Origin of the sequence: Alicyclobacillus fastidiosus, from assembly GCF_026651875.1 — a bacterium.
GTDB lineage: Bacteria > Bacillota > Bacilli > Alicyclobacillales > Alicyclobacillaceae > Alicyclobacillus > Alicyclobacillus fastidiosus.
The window spans coordinates 840343-861024 of the sequence record NZ_CP104067.1 but is presented as its reverse complement, the minus strand read 5'-3'; the positions used below and the strand labels follow the sequence as shown (position 1 = coordinate 861024).

Genomic DNA, 20682 nt, shown 5'->3' with positions numbered 1-20682 from the left:
GTGCCACAATTTCCTCATCTCGCCCAGATGCTCCGGCGGCGAACGGTGTAATTGCCAACCTCACAACAACGGGGTGCTCCCTGCGTGCCATGCACGTTTGGGACACCCCGTGTGCAAGTAGTACGCTGTCAAACGGGCGAATTCCACGTTGGTTTGGAGGTCCGTCAAACTGACGTTCCCCCGCTTCGCAAGTTGTAAGATACAACGTTCGATTGTAAGATACAAGTGGAAATTGAATCATTTGCTTTGTACTGATCGAGACTTGTGCTGGTTTGCTAGTGAACGCAGCGCGTAGACATCGTGGCCCATATTGAATCGGGGGACGTTACATGGATTCGGAGCAAGATATCTACCAACGTATTGAGCGCCAAGTTTCCCTGCTGATTCGACGCGCGGACATTACGAAGGCTGTCGACAACATGATCTTGGATCGCTCCGCTTACTTTCTACTGGCCCAACTACATCATGACGGGCCGCAGACAATCAGCTCGCTCGCCAATACGTTTCTGCTTGACATCTCAACTGTGAGTAGACAGACGACTGCTTTGGAATCGAAAGAGCTTGTCGAACGCGTACACGACCCAGAAAGCATTCGAGTCAGCCTGCTGCAAATTACGTCTAAGGGGACAGAGCTGTACTTAGAAATGAGGGATAAGCGAGCGGCGCGATACGAAGAAATGCTTTCGCATTGGTCGGAAGAAGAAAGAGTAGGGTTGAGTGATTATCTCACGCGGCTAAATGAGGCGATAGACATAAAGGCAAAGCGCTGGTTGAAGGAATCTCGCTCCTAACTCACCATCAAAACCCGGCATCAAGCGCGCGTATCTCGTATCTATGGCAATCATCGTACCACCACCAAAACCATTTATACACACAAAAGCATAAGTGAGAAACAGGGATCAGACTCAAAAGTGGATGTGACACAATCACATTGTGTATCATTCGTAAAGATTTTGGGTTTGGTTGTTTTGCTAACTGAACTGGCAACCCGTGGAATGCCTCGACTCCCACTACCACCCTGCGTATTTTTGAGAGCATGGGAGTCGGCGCTTTTCCGACTCCCACTTGTCATTCATACGATGAAATATACAACTGACTTAAGAGTACAATCCCTCAGTGTCCGAAAATGATTGAATCACATTAGCGTGGAACTTGACCAGTCAAGTTCTCGCCGTGTTCTCTGCCCACAAATCCGTAAATCTCCGGAAGGATAAATAGGGCCGCAAGAAAGCCCATCAATGAAAAGATTGAAACAAACAAGGTCGCATTGGCTTTGCCAATAGCTGAGAAAAACATTGGGAAGAGAAAAATACTTAAGAAACCGGACAACTTCACAAAGATGTAGGAAAAGCCACTGGCCGTGCCCCGATATTTGGCGGGTGCCACCATCGATGAAATTGTCATGCAGTTCTCTGCATCCCAGTAGTGTCCCCATGCCAGTATGACTGCCCCAATAGGTAGTAGAATGTACATATGGGTGTACATAGCGATGGCGGCAATAATCAGACCGATAAAAGCGATACCAAAACCATATATACTTAACTTACGTTGCCCAATTTTAGGTGTAATGAGTGGGCCGACCCACCCGGAGACCATGGCGACCAAGTACACGCAGAGTGTGAGCATGTTGGTTTCGACAATTCCAGATACGTGCAGGAGGATAAACAATACTGGGAGATAAAAGCCGAAGGTAGTAAACTCAGTATTCTGCATAAACCCGGCAATCCAACCAAATACCGTAGCCCGCCAGCGGATTTTATCCTTGCGAATTTCCCTTAAGAAATCGCGAAGTTTCGGGCGGGGAATATCGTAGTCCGTATCTGGAAGCATTTCCAGAGAGTCCCCATAGATTTTCTGGGCAACCACCTTTGCCTCGTGAAACTTACCTCTTTGAATCAACCAAATAGCGGTTTCAGGCAAGTTAAATCGAAGGACAAACAGAATAATGGCAGGTAATCCTGATAAGCCCAGAATCACTCTCCACAGGGTATCGTGCGACACGCCCATACCAAGGAATAGCAGCACCACTGCAATAGACACCACTTCTCCGACTGCAAACATAAACTGCCACCGATTTCCCATGATCTCTCGCTTACCACGCTGCATAAACTCCATAATGTACGTGTATCCATTCGCGATATCGGTACCCAAGGGAATACCGAGGATAAATCGAAGGACAACAAGAGCCGCCATGCTGGGCGCAAAAGCTTGAGCCACCCCAAAGATGAAAAACATCACCATGGTTCCTAAGAAGACGGCGCGCCTGCCAATCCTGTCAGTCAGCCAACCTCCCACTAACGCCCCAATGACCGCTCCTCCTTGAGTCGCTGCCGCAACTAACCCCAACATGAGTGACGAGGGATGATAAATCTTTTCAATAAACACCAGTACAAACGAGATGGAATATAGGTCCCAGGCTTCGATGAAGATGGACGCAATCATCAACCAGCCAATTTTATTTCCACTCGGGCTGTATTCTTGGACTAAGTGTTCAATGGCTCCAGAAATGTCGATAGATTCATACGGCGGTCGACTAGATCCCATACAAATCCTCCTTTAATTACTCCTCAATTACGTGGCCAGCAGCATTTCTCTTATTGCCTGCCGATCCGAGCGCCTCACTGGACAGCGTGAGTACAAGTACTATGGAGTGGTGATCCCATTACGGTCATTAGAAGCGATTTCATTGGCTTGCAAGACTTTGTCTTGTAAAAAAATCCCCACCTGAATCACGTGGTCCAATAGTTCCTTGAGCAGACGATTTGCTTTGAACAGAGTTCTCCCCTTATACAGGTTAGCCATCTGCCTCACCGCCAGCTGTCCACCAACTTAACAATGTCATACGCCTCCATTTTGAACAGTGCTGGTCTCCGAGAAATACTGCGAAATCTTTTCCCGTAAAAACCTGACAGATTGGCGCAGCTCATCTAGACCGTTTACACCGTCTTCAATTGAAATCCAGCCGTTGAATCCAGATTCCTTCAGTTCCTTGAAGATCGCGTCGTAATCGTTCATGCCTTTACCAATGACTCCGTGTGAAAGCGCATTGGAATACCCTTCAGAAGTGTGTTTCTTCAGATCTTCCAGGGTGTATCCATTCTTCAGATATCGGTCACTTGCATGCATGGTTAAAGTGCGTGACTTAACATGATCCAACAGTCGGAGCGGTTCTTCTCCTGCAACCAAGGCATTCGATGGATCATAATTAATCCCAAACCAAGGTGAGGAAATCTGAGATACAATCTCCAAAAAAACTTCAGATTGTTGTGCGAATTCTGAATATACCCAAAACCCGTCCTTGTAGTGGTTTTCCATAACTAGATGTACATTCTTCTGTTCAGCGTAAGGTAGGAGTTCCTCAATCAATTCGACGGTAAAGCGTATACCCTGGTCCCTTGAAACCACTTCCCTCCTTTGCCCAGATAAGACACGGCAACTCCGAAAGTCTGCAGGTCCCAGAAATGCCATGACATCAATCATTTGTTTCATTTTCTCGATCTCGTTCCTCCGAAAATCCGGATCCGGATGTGTGAAATCAGGGGAGGAACACATCATAGGTATTTCAAGGCCAAAAGACTGCGCCGCATCTTTTACCTCTTGCAAATAGGAAGCATCCAACCTTCTTAAAAAGAGCGGATATAATTCCAGGCCATCCGCATCGAGTGTTCCAGCTATCTTGATCCACTCAAACAAGTCCATGGTCCCATCGGATAACTGGTCAATGTAGGCTTTCGGGAACACTGCAATTTTCGCCATAAGTTACTCTCCTGAACCTTTCGTCTTTTTTACGAGTTCCCGCAGGATGTTCAGCAGTTCATCTCTATCTGCACTTGCCCGAAATTCCTTTTTGTCAATAACCAGCGGAGCACCAACAACGACCAGTGGAGCACCATATTTCGGCATTCGTTTCGCCTGGTCTAGCGATAATCCACCGACTGCCTGAACGGGAATGCTTACCGCGTTCACAACCTCTTCGAGGTGATCGAACGGTGAACGTGCGGGATCCTCTCCTCTTTCATCAAATCCCGTATGCACGATGATATAGTCCACGCCATTCTCCTCAAGCATTTTGGCGCAGGCGACTTTATCCGACGCTGCGAGGATGTCCCCCATGACCTTGACGTTGAAATCTCGCCCCGCCTTCACGACGGCTCGAATCGTCGCCGGGTGCGCAACACCCATGACGACGACGTGGGTGGCACCAGCCTTGGCCATCATTTCAGCTTCTAGATATCCGCCGTCCATCGTCTTTAAATCTGCTACGATAGGATGGTTTGGATAGGCTTTACGAAGAGCCTCCACAGCGTGAAGCCCTTCACCGAGGAGCAGCGGTGTCCCCGCTTCAATGTAGTCAACACCAGCCTCTACTGCTATGTCCGCAAGCTCCAAGGCGTCCTTGATGTTCGTCACATCCAAGGAAATCTGCACGATGGGTTCCATGTAAATCCCTCCAGGATGGAAGTTTGCGCGGTCGGTCGGCATCAGGGATTCGGCAAAATAATCGATTTGGCATGCGCCAAGGAATCCATTTCATCAAAAGCCAGCTTCCATTCGTCGATCAAGTAGGTTTTTGCCATGGGCAGGGGATTTATCTCTCCCTTTTCCATCATAACGAGTACTTTCTCCCACATGGGGTAGTTATGGCTAAAGGATCCCTGTAAACGGGCAGCCTTTTGAATCAGGGGATCCAGTGAAAAACCAATCGGTGCCGGCCCCCACCCAATTTTCGTGATTTGCCCGGCTGGCCGGACGACATCGACGCTCTGTTTCAGAGTTGCAGATACACCAACTGCATCGAGAACCAGGTCTGGTCCGAATCCATCGCCGTAGGAAAGGATTTTTTCCACCACATCCCCGTCTTCCGCAACAATGACCTCGTCCGCTCCAAACTGCTTAGCTACTTCCAATCGGCTGAGATCCTTTCGTGTTCCAATGACCGTTAATCTACCTGGATTGAAGAGTTTGGCAATTTGTGTACACATCAACCCTATCGGACCGGGCCCAATTACGACGACGTAATCACCAGGGCGGATTCTGGAGTGATGTGCAACAGCGTTATAGGCAACGCAGGAAGGCTCCGTGAGTGCCGCCTTCTCAAATGAAACATTATCCGGGATTTTGTGGACGATGGCTTCCCGCGTTTTAACGTATTCCGCCATGGCGCCGTCTACCAAAACACCAAACCCCTTACGATGAGGACACAAGTTATATTGGCCGGATCTGCAGTAAATGCACTTTTCACAGACATATGCAGGTGTTTCACTGACTACATGGTCACCTTCTTTGAAGAGGATTACTTCTGAACCTACGGCAGTAATAACGCCAGAGTACTCGTGGCCCAATGTGACAGGGCGAATGACCGGAAACCCCTGGATATCGTGGTACATATGCAAGTCGCTTCCGCAAACGCCGGCACCTTTCACATTTATCAAAACGTCATGCGGCCCCAGGTTAGAAGGGATCGGAACGTCTCGAATTTCTACATTTCCAGCTCCTGATGAGTAATTTACAACCGCTTTCATTTATTGCAACCTCCTCTTTGATGAATCGTTTCACAAGGACCTGATGACTCTCTCACGATAAGCTCAGGCTTCAAGAATAAGTGGGACAAACCTGGAATATTCTTATCCGATAGGCGCTGCAAAACGAGTTCCGCTGACTTGCGGCCAATCTCAAACGGAGACTGTGTTACCACTGTCACCGACGGGGTAATGAGGTTCCAGGTGTAATCCAGATCACCATATGACACAACGGAAACATCTTGAGGGATTCGAATATTCAGATCTTTACAAGCTCCTAATACGCCAGCCGTCATATTGTTGTTTGCGCAGATAATTGCAGTAGGCGGCCGCTGCAAAGAAAAAAAATGTTGAACCGCATTGTAGCCGCCTTCATATTTGAAATCACCCACGACTTGATGTTCAGGCGGAGTATTGAGCTCATAAAGTTCGAGCCCGTTGATCACCCCTTGATGCCGCAAGCGCCCATGAATGGTATTCAAATTACCGTGAACTACACCGATGTCCCGGTGGCCAAGTTCAAAAATGTACTTTACTAACAATTCCATTCCCAACAAGTTATTGTCTGCCACAATGTCTACCGGTAACGTCAATACTGGACGGTCCACCAGTACGATGGGAACGTCTCGCTGTAATATCGAGCGTATTTCCGCGTCGGCTTCACCCGTGGTACAAACAATAATTGCGTCTACCCGTTTTTCGTATAGCATCTTGAGATTTTCCCGTTCAATTTCGGGATCTTCTTTCGTGGAACTTATAAGCAAATGATATCCGTTCTTGTACATCACCTCTTCAATCCCGCGCGCCAAGGTCATTTGAAACGGGTTTGTGACTTCTGCCAAAAGGACTGCAACCGTATTCGTCGATGAAGACCTCAGACTACGTGCCACTCTGTTTACGCTGTAGTTTAGCTGTTGTACAGCACGATAAACCTTCTCTCGCATTTCCGGTGCGACATTCCCCTGGCTGTTGATCACCTTGGATGCGGTCCCAACCGACACTCCTGCGAGCTTCGCAACATCTTTAATAGTTGCCTTCATTGTATTCATCCTTACAAGTTAGAAACAGTGTTGTGAAACGTTTCACGCATTTAGATTATGTGATGCCAAACACACTTTATGCCAAACCTGCTGAATGCAGCACCAAAGTCATTGCAGGGTGAGATTGACCGGAAAGCCCGAGCGATACCGGCAGCGCTTGCGCACAACCAATGGCGTAGAGCGGCTAAACGAGGAGATTCGTAGACGTGAACGGGTGATACGCATCTTCCCAGACCGAACATCCGCCATGCGTCTACTGGGTGCTTTGTTGATGAAGATGGATGAGAAGTGGACGACCGGTCACCGTGGTGTTTGCTGTACATATGGGACAAACCAACAAATTAAAAAGCCCTATGGAGGGGTATCCTTTCCAGAACGTGGATACCCCCATACGACGACATTGATGTCCGGAAAGCGGCTATATAATCAACGCTGTGCCAAGTTCGGATGGTTGTGTCAATATCTTAAGATTGTTTGTTTTGAGGTTCCTCTTGCTCAATCTGTTGAACCCGCTGTGTAACTGAATCAACGATTGTCTGTGTCTGGTTCGCCGCGTCTGTATATAGTTGTTTTGCCTGTTGGTTCTGTGTTTGAAGAGCGAATTGTTCAAAGCTCGCCTGTGCACTTTTTCATCCCGCTAGAGTCTGTTTCACTTGGCTATAAACCGTCATAATGGATTACCCCCTTTTAAAATAAACTTCTTGGTGCAGTTTACCCTTCGAAAACGAATGGATACCTCCATTATGTGGATTGTTGAATTCCCACTCCGTAACCGAAGCGCTCAAACCTCATACGATGACAAGTGGCCAATGAGTTGAATAAAACTATTTAAGTATGCCTATGGCGGTCCATTTCGGTCAGTAACCGAATACAAGTCGCCGCATGCGCGCCCGATGACCCTGCCCTTAATCTGGACGTTGTTTCCGAAATGGGTTCCACTGAACTTCTTCGACTTCGTTGGTTATGCCCGTGGTCATATTGCCCCAGTTCTCATTGCCGCTACTTGCGAATCGTCTGAACGACCATCAACTTTCCCAGATTTGAACACTTTATTGATGGAAGCCGGGTCTAAAGCGCCAAATAAACGGTCCCATCCAGTCAGGCTTAGAAACCTTCCGTTCATCAAGACTTCGTCTCTACGGAGGCTAGAACACTTCTTGTTAGAACGATTGGAACCAGACGGAACCTTGCTGACCTATGCAAGCGCCACGTTTTTCATGATATATGCATTGATTGGCCTTGGTTATCCGCGGAATCATCCGGTGATCGTTCAGGCGATTGAGGGGTTGAAGTCACTGATATATCCCCTGCCAGAGGGATCACACCTACAAAACATGACCTCGACAGTATGGGATACAGCTTTAATCAGTTACGGCATACAGACCACCCCCAATTTTGACGCCGGAAAAATATTAAACAAGGCACAGACATATTTACTTTCACGTCAGCACTATGGTACTGGTGATTGGCAGCTGCGAAACCCACGGACCAAGCCTGGAGGCTGGGGGTTTTCTAATGTAAATACGCTCACGCCCGATGTGGATGATACGACCGCGGTACTTCGGGCGATAGCTAAGTCAGTGAAAAGGAGTTCCAGTGTCCAACGATCCTGGCACCGGGGATTGATTGGGTCGTGTCTATGCAAAATACGGATGGTGGCTGGCCCGCGTTCGAACGGAATACCAACAAACGATTGCTGTCCAATTTAGCCGTGGATGGGGCGAAAGCTACGCTCACCGACCCCTCATCTTCCGATTTAACCGGCCGGACCCTCGAATTTCTTTGCAATGATGCCGGATATACCCTCGAGGATCGGGTGGTTCGACGCGCGGTTCATTGGCTGTTACAGAACCAAGAGTCAAACGGCTCCTGGTATGATAGATGGGGTGTATGTTATATCTATGGGACGTGGGCAGCTCTAACGGGCCTTTTGGCAGCCGGTTTGGATACAGGTCATCCCGCCATTACTCGTGCAGTGAAGTGGCTCCACGATATACAAAACGAGGATGGGGGTTGGGGTGAATCCTGCCTCAGTGACACCCAAAAAGCCTATGTTTCACTTGGGCGGAGTACCTTATCGCAAACTGCGTGGGCAACGGATGCCTTAATCGCTGCATTTCGACACCCTGTTCCTGCGATTGAACGAGGAGTAGGTTATTTGGTGAAGGAGCAACACGACTGCGACTGGACGCAATCGTACCCGACAGGTGGAGGACTTCCTGGTGGATTTTATATTCACTTTCACAGTTACAACACTGTGTGGACACTTGTAGCATTAGGTCATTACCTGCGAAAGTTTCATCCGTTTGGGATGGACGTTGACGAAAACATTGCGCGCGACGAGTGACACATGACCCTAGTCGATCCCCCGCCCGATGACACAGCGAGGACTGTACGGTATTCGAAGTCGATCACCCTAGTACTCTCCAAATGAAGAAGAGCATAATTTCACAACTTCCGATAAAGAAGACTGAACATGTGCGTTTTGTCGCGATCGATTTTGTTGAACAGTCGTTGGAGAAAATTCTTCTTCAAGCTGGTTTTGACAAAACCAATCCGACGCTGTTTATTTGGGAGGGTGTCACAAATTATCTGACAGCGGATGCTGTAGATCGGACCCTTGCATTTATCAGCCGTTGCGCATCGGACAGTCGACTCGTCTTCACATACGTGGATAAGGCTGTGTTGAATGAGGGCAGCGAGTTTGTTGGGTCTGAGACACTCACAAACTAAACCAAATTGGAGAACCATGGTCATTTGGCTTGAATCCGTCTGAAGTAAAGAAATTTCTTCAAGAACGAGGATTTGAGCTAGTCGAGGATTTAGGTTCTGTGGACTGTCGATTGCGCTATATGCGAAACAGATATAAGGATTCAGACGTGTGCCTCAGAGGATATGAGTTTTACCGAATAGCACAAGCGAATGTGAAATGAGGGTATATTTTACATGCCTAAAGTTAGTCAACAACACTAAGATGCTCGGCGAGAACAAATTATGAACGCTGCATCGGAGTGTTTCTCCAACAAAGGCTTTCACAATACGACCATGCAGGACATTATACAACAATCCAACCTCAGTCCCGGGGCAATATATCGGTACTTCAAAAGTAAAGATGAGTTGATTCAAGCCATCGCACTCAAGAGGCAAGCTGCTGAACGAGACATACTTCAACAGCCCCTAAACAGTACAGATGTGATGGACATACTCGAGAAGCTCTCAACCCATTTCTTTGGATCACTGGAGACCGAGGAGACCATGAAGGATCGTCGAGTTGGAGTACAAATGTGGGCTGAAGCAATCGTCAATCCGGAGATCTTGCAGATCACAAACCGCGGCATTGAAGTACCCCTGGCTGAATTGAAGAAGCTCTTCGCACGTGCTCAAGAGCAGGGACGAATCGACGAAGAAATGGATTCGGAATCTCTCGCGAGAGTAATCATTGCACTATTTCAGGGTTTCATCCTGCAAAAGGTGTGGGACCCACATGTCCCATCTGACTCGTACGTAAAGACAGTGAAAGTGTTGTTGAGGAATCTCGCACCTTAAGCCTCACTGATATGAACCTACTATCCAGGTCTACAATCAAGCCTTCACCGAACAAGGGAGACGATGCCTTGTGCACATCATCCCCCTTCGGTTCGAGAAGGATGAGCAGTATTTACCCTCGTGGACTGGTCGTGGTTTCTCGTAAAACTACCTGATGTGGCAAAACAAGCTGCTTTCGTTCCTTAGCACAGCCTTTAATCATATCCAGGAGTAAGTTCATCGCCTGTGTACCGATTTCAAACGCTGGTTGGCGGATGGTCGTTAACTCTGGATGTACGTACGTTCCCGCTGGGATGTCGTCAAACCCAATAATGGATACGTCTTCTGGAACATTGAGACCTTTATTTCTCGCCGCCTTCATCGCGCCAATTGCCATTTCATCGCTCGCTGCAAAGATAGCTGAAGGCGGATGGTTGGACGCCATCAACTTCATCATTGCGTTATAACCAGCTTGAACCGTGAAGTCGCCTTCCTGAATCAAGGACTCTTCCACCGGCAGTTCGTTAATCAACATCGCCTGTCGATAACCCTTCAGCCGATCTCGCCCCAAGACGATACTCAACGGCCCAGAAATAAAGCCAATTCTTCGATGTCCTAAATTCACGAGGTGCTGCGTAGCCTCTCTGGCGGCACTCACGTTATCGATGGTGACGGTCGGGATATCGAAGCCGTCAAAATACTCACATGCCAGCACAATGGGGATTTCCTGAGAGACGGCCAAAATCTCCTCTTTCGGTAAACGGGCCGTGGCTAGAATCATACCGTCGACAAATTTTTGATTGACCAAATCGATAAAATTGCGCTCCGACTCCACGTTGTTACGCGTATCCCCAAGGAGAACGTGATAACCGCGGCTTTGGGCCACTTCCTCGAGACCCTGGACGATTTTGGAGAAGAACGAATTGGTGATATCCGGCAATACCACCACCACCGTCTTTGACGACCTCTTTCTGAAATTACTAGCTAATCGATTCGGCTTATACCCCAAAATGTCCACTGCCTCAAGCACGCGCCTCTGGGTTTTCAGTGACACGTTCGGATTCTTGGAGAGCACTCTAGAAACCGTTGCCGTCGATACGTTAGCAAGTTTGGCTACATCGTCCATTTTTGTCATATCAAAAATCCCTTTGTGAAACTTGTGATGAAAACACCCAAGATAAACCTAAATAAATTGTAATCGTTTGCAAAGCGCTTGTCTACGGCTTTCTTATCTGCACTATCTGTATAACGTACAAAATTTGGTTAGAAGGTTTCCCTTCTAACCAAATCGTACAATAACTGAGCCTGTAATGATGGTTGATGTCATCAGAAGACAAACATAAATTGTATTGATCCTTGAGCGCATCTGTCACACTTGTTTTAGCGCAGAATGATTCTCTGGTAGCTTAATAAACGCCATAATCACAGCACTAATGAAATACAAGATGGCGAATATCCACACGACCCCACCCGCACCGATAGGGCCAATAAATATACCTACGATTGCAGGACCAATAAAATAAGAGAACCCAGCCCCAAAATTCACAACTGACATGGATGCACCTTTATTTTCAGGCGTCAATGAGGAGATTAAGGCCGTCAGAGGTACATAGCCTGAGAGTACAGCCCCAAACAGCATTGCAGCGAGATCGACCATCAAGAAACTATGTCCAAACGCCTTTGGGGTATAAAATAGAACCAGCGTCATAATTCCGCAACCGACGCTGCCGACCCACATTACCGTGTTTCGCCATCCTAAAATTTTGTCGCTAATGTACCCGGAAATTACACTAAAAGCGATATTTACGAACCAGAACGTCCCCCAAATCTGTAACCACTGAGTAGTGGTGAACCCAAAGTGGGTAGACAGATACACAGGATAGAAGACAGGTATGCCACCGATGCCTGTATTGTTGATGATACGGACGATTCCCCCTAATGCAACCTTAGGGTTTTCGTAACAAATCGTCAAACCACTTTTTAGCGTTTTGAGCTTTTCCTTCGAATTGCCCATGTATTCGCTTACGTTGCCCTTCACGAGAAAAATCCCAATCAGCCCGCCGATGAGCACCCAAATTACAGCGGTCCACATCGTACCAATATTCCCTATGATGGGAATCATATAAGCAGAATAATAATTCCCAATAACATACAACCCACCACTAAGAGCAAACCAAAACCAACCAACTGCTGTACCGAGTCCTTTTCCGGCACTTCGGTAGGTCACCCAAACTAAAAAAGAATAACAAAACAAAGGATATCCAAATCCACGAATGGCATAAGTTGGGAGCATAACTGCGTAATTCTGATGCTCCATTCCAAACAAGATGAAGAGCACTTCACCAATCAGCCAAATTAGGACCCCTAACGTCATTACCCGTCTAGGCCCCCATGCTTCTGCGAGTACTCCAGAGAACCACGATGCCACAGCTAACGTTGCTCCGTACACAGTGAAGAGCATCGAGGATTGTTGAACGGTTAACCCGTGTTGGACTAGATATGGAGATAACCAGCCCTGTTCGAGGCCGTCACCGACCATGAAAATCATCGTTGCGACATAACCCCAAAATAACCCGGAGTCGATGCCCGCAATACGTTTTCTTTCGGAATGTGTAATCGCATTCACCGAACCCATTGCTACCACCTCAATCTAGTAAAAGGTTACGCCCAGCACCACATCTTGGCCTTTCAAGTCATCCGCGCTCAGAATAAGGAAGCGCTTAGTCATAGCCAGAACCTCTCGGCGGAGACGACTTGGTTGTCTGTGCCCTGCGTTCCGCCGAAAAGTGGCTGTTCGTCAATCTTCAGTCAATCGAACTGATGTTTACCCAATTCTGCGTCTTACCCGACTCCAGAACAGCGTCACAGATGCGTGCGATTTCATACCCGTCTCTAAAGTTTGGCGAACAGGGTACAGAGTCCACAATTGCTCGAACAAAGTCGTAGCATTCCACAATCTTCGTCTCACTGTAGCCGATACCAAGTGCAGGAATTGGCCATAATCCCTCACCATACGGGTGCGCTGGCCCCGTATAGATGGTCCGAAATCCTTTAGCATCTACAGGATCGTCCGCAAAACAGACCTGAAGTTCATCGCGCCGCTCATAATTGAAGAAGATAGAGCCTGTTTCACCGTGAATTTCGAACGTGATAAAATTGTTGCGACCGTGCGCATTGCGCGTGGATTCAATACTTCCAATCGCTTCACCCTGGAACTTGATTAAAAAGCTGACTTCGTCGTCTACGTCGACAGGTTTCTTCGGTACATCAGAAGAGGATTTTACTGTGCCGAGCTGGTCCAATCCACCAGTTTGAACGGGTCGTTCCGGAATCCATGTCTTGACTAATGCGTTAACACTCTCAAAATCACCGACCAAATAACGAGCAATGTCAATTACGTGGGCAGCGATATCGCCAAGTGCGCCTGATCCTGCGATACTCTTTTGAAAACGCCACGACAATGGCGAATTCGGATCTGCTGACCAATCTTGAAGGTACGTCCCGCGAAAATTGAGGATTTTTCCGATTCGCCCTTCCTCAATGAACTTTTTAGCTAATGCGATAGCAGGTGTCCTGCGGTAATTAAACGCAACCATGTTCGTCACGCCTGCTTGTTCCACTGCTTCAAGCATCGTTCGAGCTTCCGCTGCTGTCCTTGCCAACGGTTTCTCACATAAGATGTGCTTACCGGCTTGTGCAGCCGCGATCGCAATTTCAGCATGAATGTGATTTGGGGTTACGATATCAACAATATCGATTTCTGGATCATTGATAAGCTCTCTCCAGTCCCCATACGCCTTTTCAAACCCAAACCTATCGCGTGCGTCAGTGGCCAACTCTAGGTTGACATCTGCAACGGCCTTGCGTACCGGAATGGCAGGAGCTGGCCAGAAAAACATCGGCATCGTTGCATAGGCTAAAGAATGCGCCTTGGACATAAATCCGCCACCAATAAGTCCTACATTGAGTTTCCTCATCTGTGACTACCTCCATTGTTCTAAAACCGCAGTATACAGAAAATACACTTCTCGATATAAACGGCCAAAATTTGAGTAAATCAAGGAGCACGAATCCTCCTGACATCTCCCCCTTCATGTAATCTTGTCAGTTCACCGCAGTCGTATTTTTAAATATCTCGTCTAAAAACGATTTACTGATACGTGCCGCATCTTTGGGATGGCCACTGTAGTAATCCAGCTCAACGGTAATCCAGCCGTCGTATCCGTTCCGTCTAAGCATCTGAGCCAATTCGTCGAACGGCAGGTCCCCCTTTCCCAAAGGAAGAAACTCGCCGTTGTGAAGGTCCTTCAAATGCACATAACGGACCCGGTCCATGTACTTAGCTGTGATGTCCAACAGATCTGCACCACCCGCTACCAAGTGTGCAGTGTCTGGACAAAAGTTGATTTGTGTGTGTTCGAAAATCCGATCGATTTGTTCCGGGCTTTGCCCAATGGTCCCCAAGTGTGGATGGTAACTCGGCGTTAAGCCGTAATGACTTACAACCTCAGCCACACGGTCGAGGCCCTTCGCCACGGCTACATAGTCCTCTTCTCGAACACCACTGGCTCGAATAGCACCACCACCGACCACGAAGTGCAGAGCTCCGAATCGTTGTCCAAGTTTCGCCGCCTGTTCGATTCTCCACATCTCGTCTTCGAGCGCATCTTTGTATATGAAGTTGATGCCGCTGTAGACTGCGATCAGATTTTGATGATATTTATCTAAGAGCTCGACAAACTGGTTTGGATTGTCCGCATAGCGAACAAGGTTGCCATCAAACAGTTCAACCCCTTGGTATCCAGTCGCAGCAATGTCGGCGATAGCTTCCTCATCCGATCCGTTGGTTAGATAAAACAAGTCTTTAATCGAAGTGACCCCTGCCGGATGGCCGACGACACCGCCCCATGTGTTAGTCTGATACCCGAACTTCATAAAGTAACCTCCCCTATAATCTGGAGTTCCGATGAAAACCGAAGGATTACGCCCACCACATCTCTCCGATAGGATCACGGAAGATGGAACGTTGTAATACATCCACCGCTTTACGGAATCCCTCTTGTGGAGATGCCAGTGCATCCTCGTGTTCGATGCTGATGACGCCATCGTAACCTACAGCTCTCAGCGTACTTACAATTTCCCTCCATTTGCTTTCGGATAACCCATAGCCCACACTCCGGAACGTCCAAGACCGATGAAGGATGTCTTGGTACGGCTTCGTGTCCAGAACTCCATTGACACGGACGCTGTTTTCATCGAGATACACATCCTTGGCATGGACGTGAAAAATGGCATCGTGTTTGGCAAGGAGCTGAATCGCCGACACAGGATCGACACCTTGCCACACCAAATGACTGGGATCAAAATTCGCACCAATCTGTACACCGACAACCTCTCGCAACCGAAGAAGTGTTTCCGGGTTGTACAGCATAAATCCCGGGTGCATCTCAAATGCAATTTTGGTAACGCCATGCTTGTTTGCAAAACTTGATTCTGCATTCCAGTAAGGAATCAACTTCTCGTTCCACTGCCAATTCAAAATTTCTTGGTAATCTGGCGGCCACGCACAGGTTACCCAGTTGGGGTACAATGAGGCTTCAGAATCCCCGGGACAGCCGGAAAACACGTTTACTGTGTCGATGCCGAGTCGTTCGGCCAATTCGACCGTCTTTCGCCACGTCGAGTGGCTTTCTTCCGCTTCAGATCGGTTCGGGTGAAGGGGATTTCCGTGACAACTTAAGGCGCTAATAACAAGCCCTCGTGACTCGAGTGCCCGCTGAAACGCTTGTAGCTTTGCGTTATCGTGGAGCAAAAGGTCCGGATCACAATGAGCAGAACCCGGAAAGTTCCCCGTTCCTAGTTCCACAGCATCCAGCCCGTGGGCCTTCACGGTATCAAGCATGTCCTCAAACGCAAGGTTTTGAAACAGTACTGTAAATACACCAAGTTTCACGACGACATCCCGCCTCTACGATTACATGTCATATGAAACACGAATCCATTCTCGTTTTTTAGAACTCTCCACAATCGCATCAAGGATGCATGCGTTTGCATGCCCATCGTCGAACGATGCAAACGGTAAACTATCACTAAGTGGATCTCCGTTTTTTGCGATAAACCCATAAAACTGCGCCATCAAGTTTTTCATTCCGTCCGGCCATCCTTGATTGTGGCCACCCGGATAGTGAAGAAAGGGTTGAGCTTGTTCGGAAAGGAGAGCTGGGTCCGCCATCACCATCTCATTCGGTTTGTTCCGATGACCAATCCAAAGTTGCTCTGACTGCTCCTGGTTCCATAATGCTGAAGACTCACTACAATCGATCTCGCACAAAAGATGGTTCTTTCTGCCTGGCGTAATTTGGGACACGGTTACGACACCAGTGGCTCCCCCACTAAACCGAAACAGGATGGTACCGTAATCCTCGGACGCAATGTGAATATCTTCGTATTCATCTTCTTGAACTTTACTGCCATGAGAAAAAGTGTCGCTCTTCGTTTTTCTTTTCTTCCGAACCGGTAGGACTGTGACGAGATCCGCGTATACTTCCGTGATGCGTTGCCCCGTAATGTACTGAACAGTGTCCATCCAGTGCGAACCAATATCCCCTACAGCGCGTACCGGACCTCCAAGCTTCGGGTCGATCCGCCAGTTGTAATCGATTGCAGAAGAAAGCCAATCCTGCAAATAATTCCCGCGAATAAGACGTACGTCACCCAGTGCCCTACTCAACACTAAAGATTTCAAATGTTGCACCATTGGATACTGGCGATAATTGAAACAGACGCCGTGCACGATGCCCTTTTGTCTCGCTTGCTCCAGCAGAGTTCGCGTCTGTGTTCGAGACACAGCGAGTGGCTTTTCGGACATCACGTGCTTTCCTGCTTTGATGATATCCAGGTTTACCGAGTAATGCAGATGATTGGGCGTACAATTATGCACCACCTGAACCTCGGGGTCCTGTAAAAGATCTCGATAGTCTCCATAGGCCTTCGGAATACTCAAGTGATTCGCAGCACGTCGCGCGGATTCCAGACTAGATCCCGCTATAGCAACCACTTCAACGAACCCCAATCGACGGATTGCCTCCACATGTGCGGGGCCAATGAAGCCTGTACCGATTACGCCAACCTTTATATTCGGCACAAATTCCCACTCCTATCTAAAAGGTTACACATGTTTCACGCGGTACCACGATGACTATATAACCAGCGATTGCTGCCGCAGTCGCCAACTGTCCAGTTTTCAAACAGCGTCGATTGTTCGCAATCGATTGCAGTTACGACCGTTAAATACGGTAAATACAACGCTTTCAACAAAACTTATTGTAATCGATTGCAATACGTTTGTCTATATCGATCTTCATCGGGACATATTCATCATTCTGTGTGGAGGTGTCAACGCTGTCGGTGCGGCCATCGTAAGAGGAATGTTCATGATGAACGATGGGTCGTTTTCGTTGGTGGGAATACAACTATGCGATACCGGCGGTGCTCAAGAACGCCCTCGACTTTCTGTTTCACGAAGCAGAGGGGAAGGAAACCTGACCTTCGTATTAGGTGCTAGTTATGACGATCCTATCGTCGTCGAGGAACAGTTCGGACCGACTGTACCTATCGTGCCGTATGACGACGAAGAACAAGGGATCTCACTCGTCAACAACAGCATCTACGGGCTGACCAGTTCTGTCTGGGGTGAGCAGAACCACGCCATTCAAGTAGCTCGCCGCATTGAGGCGGGGACAACGATGATCAATACAGCAGCAGTCCAAGGACTTGACGTTCGCTTTCCATTTGGCGGCGTGAAGCAGTCCGGCGTCGGGCGTGAATACGGCGAGGAAGGTCTCCTCGGCTACACGGAAACACACGTGATCAATGCACCGAAACACCTCGAGTTACCTTATATTCCGGAATGACACGACAAAAATGGTCCTCCTTGATCCAAAGGGGGACCATTTTTGTCTATTGAGCCTGGCTTAGGCAAGAACATCCCGAACGCCATCCAGGTTCCAGAAGTGCCAAAGAGAGCTCTTGGTTAACGAGGCCTGTGTAGTAAGGTGACAATCGCAGAGACGGCACACGTTCCGTCTCATGCGTTCGCCTCGCGTGTGTTCACAAGTGTTTATTTGGAGATTCCACCAATAATTTGACTAAGCGCCTCGCGAATGGGTGTCGTCGGACGACCGAGAACCCTTAGTGCCCGACTTGCGTTCGTGAGCCACGAGACTTACAATAGACAAAATGCGAACATATGTTCTTATACTTTGCCAATGCGCGAGAAATGGGTGAAGTCATGCGAACGCCACCGACGTTTGAAAATATTTCGGCGAAGCAGGTGATGAACAAAGTCACCTCCCCTGCGATGCCCTTTCGCTGGTCTCTCAACCCGTACCGCGGTTGTACACACGGATGCAGTTTTTGCTACGCCCGCACAACGCACACATATATGGGGATGACGCCGGATGATTCGTTTCGCCAGCACATCTTTATCAAGGAAAACGCAGCAGACGTGCTGGAGGCACAGCTAGCCCGCAAGTTGAAGGCGCTCCGGGGAAATTACGCCAAATTGGCGGAAGAACTAGGACTGCTGAACATCGGTACTGCCACCGACCCGTATCAGCCCATCGAGGCAAGGCGGCGAGAGACTCGAAAGTGTCTAGAGGTGCTCGCCCGGTACCACGTGCCGACTTCCATCACGACCCGCTCCCCGCTCATCCTGAGAGATCTCGACATCCTCCAACAAATGAACGTCCACTCCGTCAACATCAGTGTCAACACGCTCGACAAAGCGGTTTGGCGCAATCTCGAGCCTGCCACACCTAGTCCCATGAAACGGCTGGAAACCGTGCGGGCACTGGCCGATGCGGGTGTGCCAACGGGCATTTTGATGGCCCCTATTCTTCCGTTTTTAACAGATTCGAGTGAGCAGGTACACGAAGTGGTCGCCGCGGCGGCGGAATATCATTCGGGGTTTGTGATCCCTTCCGTGCTCCGCCTGAATCCAGAAGTCAAAACGTGGTTCTTGCGGATCATCGACCAGCACTATCCAGAGCTTACGGCCAAGTACCGGCAGTTGTACCGCGGCGCATATGCTCCACAGTCCTATGTGCAACCGTTGATGCAGTCCGCGAAAGCCGTGATGCACAAGTTCGGGTTAGCCGCCGGCGCCACAGGTCACCCTATGCCGCGCTACGGCCTCACTCATGAGAGAGCAGATACCTCAGCTGGGTTCGAAGGGTCCCCAGACAGTTCAAACGATGGCGTGCAACTGCCGTTGCCAATTTGAGAGGAACAGTACTGTTTACCACGCGGGCAAACTGTGGACGCGGATACTCGTCTCGAATTTTCTTGACTTTGGGCAAAGTAGACATGCGTACTCTCTCCCTTGCCAACCGTTCATAGATTATGCGAAATATTCTATGATCTGCTCGCAAATGCGTCAACGTTTGATGTTACAAACAAAATATATTGTTCGTTTCGGTGTATAATGCTCACAAACATGGCTAGTAAAGATGCGGTTCTTATCGTGCTCAAATGCTGCTAGACGATAGAACGCACTTGATCTAGCTGATACGATTGTCTCAGAGAGAAGGGAAGATCGATGCCCATCCAATCAGGCCAAAACGCTGGAGAACGGACTTTGACTGTGTCGTTGGATGACTTTGTCGAGATCGCGAAGGCTTTATCGTCCGACTTACGCGTCTCCATCTTCAAGCTGCTCTTGACAGAACCAAAGAACGTCGCGGAAATCGCCGAGATCTTCGATATTCCTCCATCGACCGCCGCCATTAACGTGCGGAAGCTCGAAGAGGTGAACCTGATCAAAACGGACTTGGTTCCAGGTACCCGCGGCACACAGAAGCTGTGTATGGCCGTCTATTCGAAGATCATTGTCGATACGCCGTCGCAAGCCCAGGTGGATGATACGCAAATCCTCATCCCGATGTCGATTGGCAACTTTTTTGACTTCGACGTGGCTCCGACGTGCGGCATCCTCAGTGAGCATTCCATCATCGGCGAATTTGACGATCCCCGCGCGTTCTCCGAGCCGAACCGCACCGACGCGCAGCTCATTTGGTTCAAGCACGGGTACGTCGAGTATCGCTTTCCGAACCGCGCTCCGCACGGTAAGCGCATCAAAAATCTCGAGTTGACAATGGAACTCTGTTCCGAAGCGCCGCTGCACCGGGCAAATTGGCCGTCCGATATCACGCTGTGGATCAACAACCAAGAGGTTGGGACGTGGACGAGCCCTGGCGACTTTGGGGGAGAACGTGGATTACTCACGCCCGACTGGTGGCTTGTTCAAAACACGCAGTTTGGGTTGCTGAAAACCTGGCGGATCAATATGCAGGGGTCGTTTATTGATGGCGTGCGACTTTCCGACGTCACCATCGCCGACGTAAATCTGGACGGTCAGTATTACATCGCGGTGCGCATCGGGGTCAAAGCAGACGCGGAAAACGTCGGCGGCGTGAACATTTTCGGCCGCAAGTTCGGCAACTACGCGACGGACATCCTCATGCGACTGGAATGCGATTGAGTCACTTTGTCGCTTTTCTATAGTTTCAATGCAATCCCCAGATCTGCAGCAGAACGTG

At 48.8% G+C, this 20682-nt stretch carries 16 protein-coding genes and 5 pseudogenes; 8 read left to right on the top strand and 13 right to left on the bottom strand.

Annotated elements, in window-relative coordinates:
• Positions 1–329 precede the first annotated feature (329 nt).
• Complete coding sequence (locus NZD89_RS04495; protein WP_268006575.1) at positions 330–791, top strand: MarR family winged helix-turn-helix transcriptional regulator; 462 nt, start codon at positions 330–332, stop codon at positions 789–791.
• A 349-nt stretch (positions 792–1140) separates the two neighbouring features.
• Here NZD89_RS04495 and NZD89_RS04490 read toward each other — a convergent pair whose 3' ends face one another.
• From NZD89_RS04490 to NZD89_RS04465, 6 genes are all read right to left on the bottom strand, one after another.
• The gene (locus tag NZD89_RS04490) at positions 1141–2544 is read right to left on the bottom strand and encodes an MFS transporter (protein ID WP_268006574.1); all 1404 of its coding nucleotides are present in this window, start codon (positions 2542–2544) and stop codon (positions 1141–1143) included.
• A 99-nt stretch (positions 2545–2643) separates the two neighbouring features.
• Positions 2644–2802, bottom strand: coding sequence for a hypothetical protein (locus tag NZD89_RS04485; RefSeq protein ID WP_268006573.1), 159 nt, complete (start codon positions 2800–2802; stop codon positions 2644–2646).
• A gap of 36 nt (positions 2803–2838) precedes the next feature.
• Entirely contained in the window at positions 2839–3756 is a 918-nt protein-coding gene (locus NZD89_RS04480; protein ID WP_268006572.1) for a sugar phosphate isomerase/epimerase family protein, read from the bottom strand.
• A gap of 3 nt (positions 3757–3759) precedes the next feature.
• Positions 3760–4440, bottom strand: a complete 681-nt coding sequence (locus NZD89_RS04475) for an orotidine 5'-phosphate decarboxylase / HUMPS family protein (RefSeq protein ID WP_268006571.1) — start codon at positions 4438–4440, stop codon at positions 3760–3762.
• A gap of 41 nt (positions 4441–4481) precedes the next feature.
• The gene (locus NZD89_RS04470) at positions 4482–5522 is read right to left on the bottom strand and encodes a zinc-binding dehydrogenase (RefSeq protein ID WP_268006570.1); all 1041 of its coding nucleotides are present in this window, start codon (positions 5520–5522) and stop codon (positions 4482–4484) included.
• Positions 5519–6559 carry a LacI family DNA-binding transcriptional regulator gene (locus NZD89_RS04465; RefSeq protein ID WP_268006569.1) on the bottom strand — a complete coding sequence of 347 codons (1041 nt, stop codon included), beginning with the start codon at positions 6557–6559 and terminating at the stop codon, positions 5519–5521. Before NZD89_RS04465 ends, NZD89_RS04470 begins: the two co-directional genes overlap by 4 nt.
• Before the next feature lie 136 nt (positions 6560–6695).
• Here NZD89_RS04465 and NZD89_RS04460 point away from each other — a divergent pair.
• Positions 6696–6866, top strand: a pseudogene (locus NZD89_RS04460) (transposase); the annotation flags it as partial.
• A gap of 157 nt (positions 6867–7023) precedes the next feature.
• On the opposite strand, the pseudogene NZD89_RS04455 reads toward NZD89_RS04460, so the two are convergent.
• Positions 7024–7230, bottom strand: a pseudogene (locus NZD89_RS04455) (DUF1657 domain-containing protein).
• Between the two features lie 222 nt (positions 7231–7452).
• Here NZD89_RS04455 and NZD89_RS29455 point away from each other — a divergent pair.
• The 3 genes and pseudogenes from NZD89_RS29455 (at position 7453) to NZD89_RS04440 (ending at position 10105) form a co-directional block, all read left to right on the top strand.
• Positions 7453–8906: pseudogene (locus NZD89_RS29455) on the top strand (squalene--hopene cyclase).
• 50 nt (positions 8907–8956) lie between these two features.
• A pseudogene (locus tag NZD89_RS04445) lies at positions 8957–9292 on the top strand (SAM-dependent methyltransferase); the annotation flags it as partial.
• A gap of 261 nt (positions 9293–9553) precedes the next feature.
• Positions 9554–10105, top strand: coding sequence for a TetR/AcrR family transcriptional regulator (locus NZD89_RS04440; protein WP_268006567.1), 552 nt, complete (start codon positions 9554–9556; stop codon positions 10103–10105).
• A 112-nt stretch (positions 10106–10217) separates the two neighbouring features.
• Here the strand turns inward: NZD89_RS04440 and NZD89_RS04435 are convergent, their stop codons facing one another.
• The 6 genes from NZD89_RS04435 to NZD89_RS04410 all read right to left on the bottom strand — a co-directional run bounded on the left by NZD89_RS04435 (position 10218) and on the right by NZD89_RS04410 (position 17228).
• Positions 10218–11219, bottom strand: a complete 1002-nt coding sequence (locus NZD89_RS04435; RefSeq protein WP_268006566.1) for a LacI family DNA-binding transcriptional regulator — start codon at positions 11217–11219, stop codon at positions 10218–10220.
• 234 nt (positions 11220–11453) lie between these two features.
• A complete protein-coding gene (locus tag NZD89_RS04430) occupies positions 11454–12719 on the bottom strand; it encodes an MFS transporter (RefSeq protein WP_431308676.1) in 1266 nt (421 codons plus the stop codon).
• Positions 12720–12888: 169 nt separating this feature from the next.
• Positions 12889–14061, bottom strand: a complete 1173-nt coding sequence (locus NZD89_RS04425; protein WP_268006565.1) for a levoglucosan dehydrogenase — start codon at positions 14059–14061, stop codon at positions 12889–12891.
• A gap of 127 nt (positions 14062–14188) precedes the next feature.
• Complete coding sequence (locus tag NZD89_RS04420) at positions 14189–15019, bottom strand: sugar phosphate isomerase/epimerase family protein (RefSeq protein WP_268006564.1); 831 nt, start codon at positions 15017–15019, stop codon at positions 14189–14191.
• A 46-nt stretch (positions 15020–15065) separates the two neighbouring features.
• Complete coding sequence (locus tag NZD89_RS04415; protein WP_268006563.1) at positions 15066–16037, bottom strand: sugar phosphate isomerase/epimerase family protein; 972 nt, start codon at positions 16035–16037, stop codon at positions 15066–15068.
• A gap of 21 nt (positions 16038–16058) precedes the next feature.
• Positions 16059–17228: a Gfo/Idh/MocA family protein gene (locus NZD89_RS04410; protein WP_268006562.1), complete on the bottom strand. Its 1170-nt coding sequence runs from the start codon at positions 17226–17228 to the stop codon at positions 16059–16061.
• A 400-nt stretch (positions 17229–17628) separates the two neighbouring features.
• Between NZD89_RS04410 and NZD89_RS04405 the strand changes: the two are divergent.
• The 3 genes and pseudogenes from NZD89_RS04405 to NZD89_RS04395 all read left to right on the top strand — a co-directional run.
• Positions 17629–17997 (top strand): annotated as a pseudogene (locus NZD89_RS04405) (aldehyde dehydrogenase family protein); the annotation flags it as partial.
• 335 nt (positions 17998–18332) lie between these two features.
• A complete protein-coding gene (locus NZD89_RS04400; RefSeq protein WP_268006561.1) occupies positions 18333–19367 on the top strand; it encodes an SPL family radical SAM protein in 1035 nt (344 codons plus the stop codon).
• Between the two features lie 315 nt (positions 19368–19682).
• The gene (locus NZD89_RS04395) at positions 19683–20624 is read left to right on the top strand and encodes an ArsR/SmtB family transcription factor (RefSeq protein WP_268006560.1); all 942 of its coding nucleotides are present in this window, start codon (positions 19683–19685) and stop codon (positions 20622–20624) included.
• Positions 20625–20682: the final 58 nt, after the last annotated feature.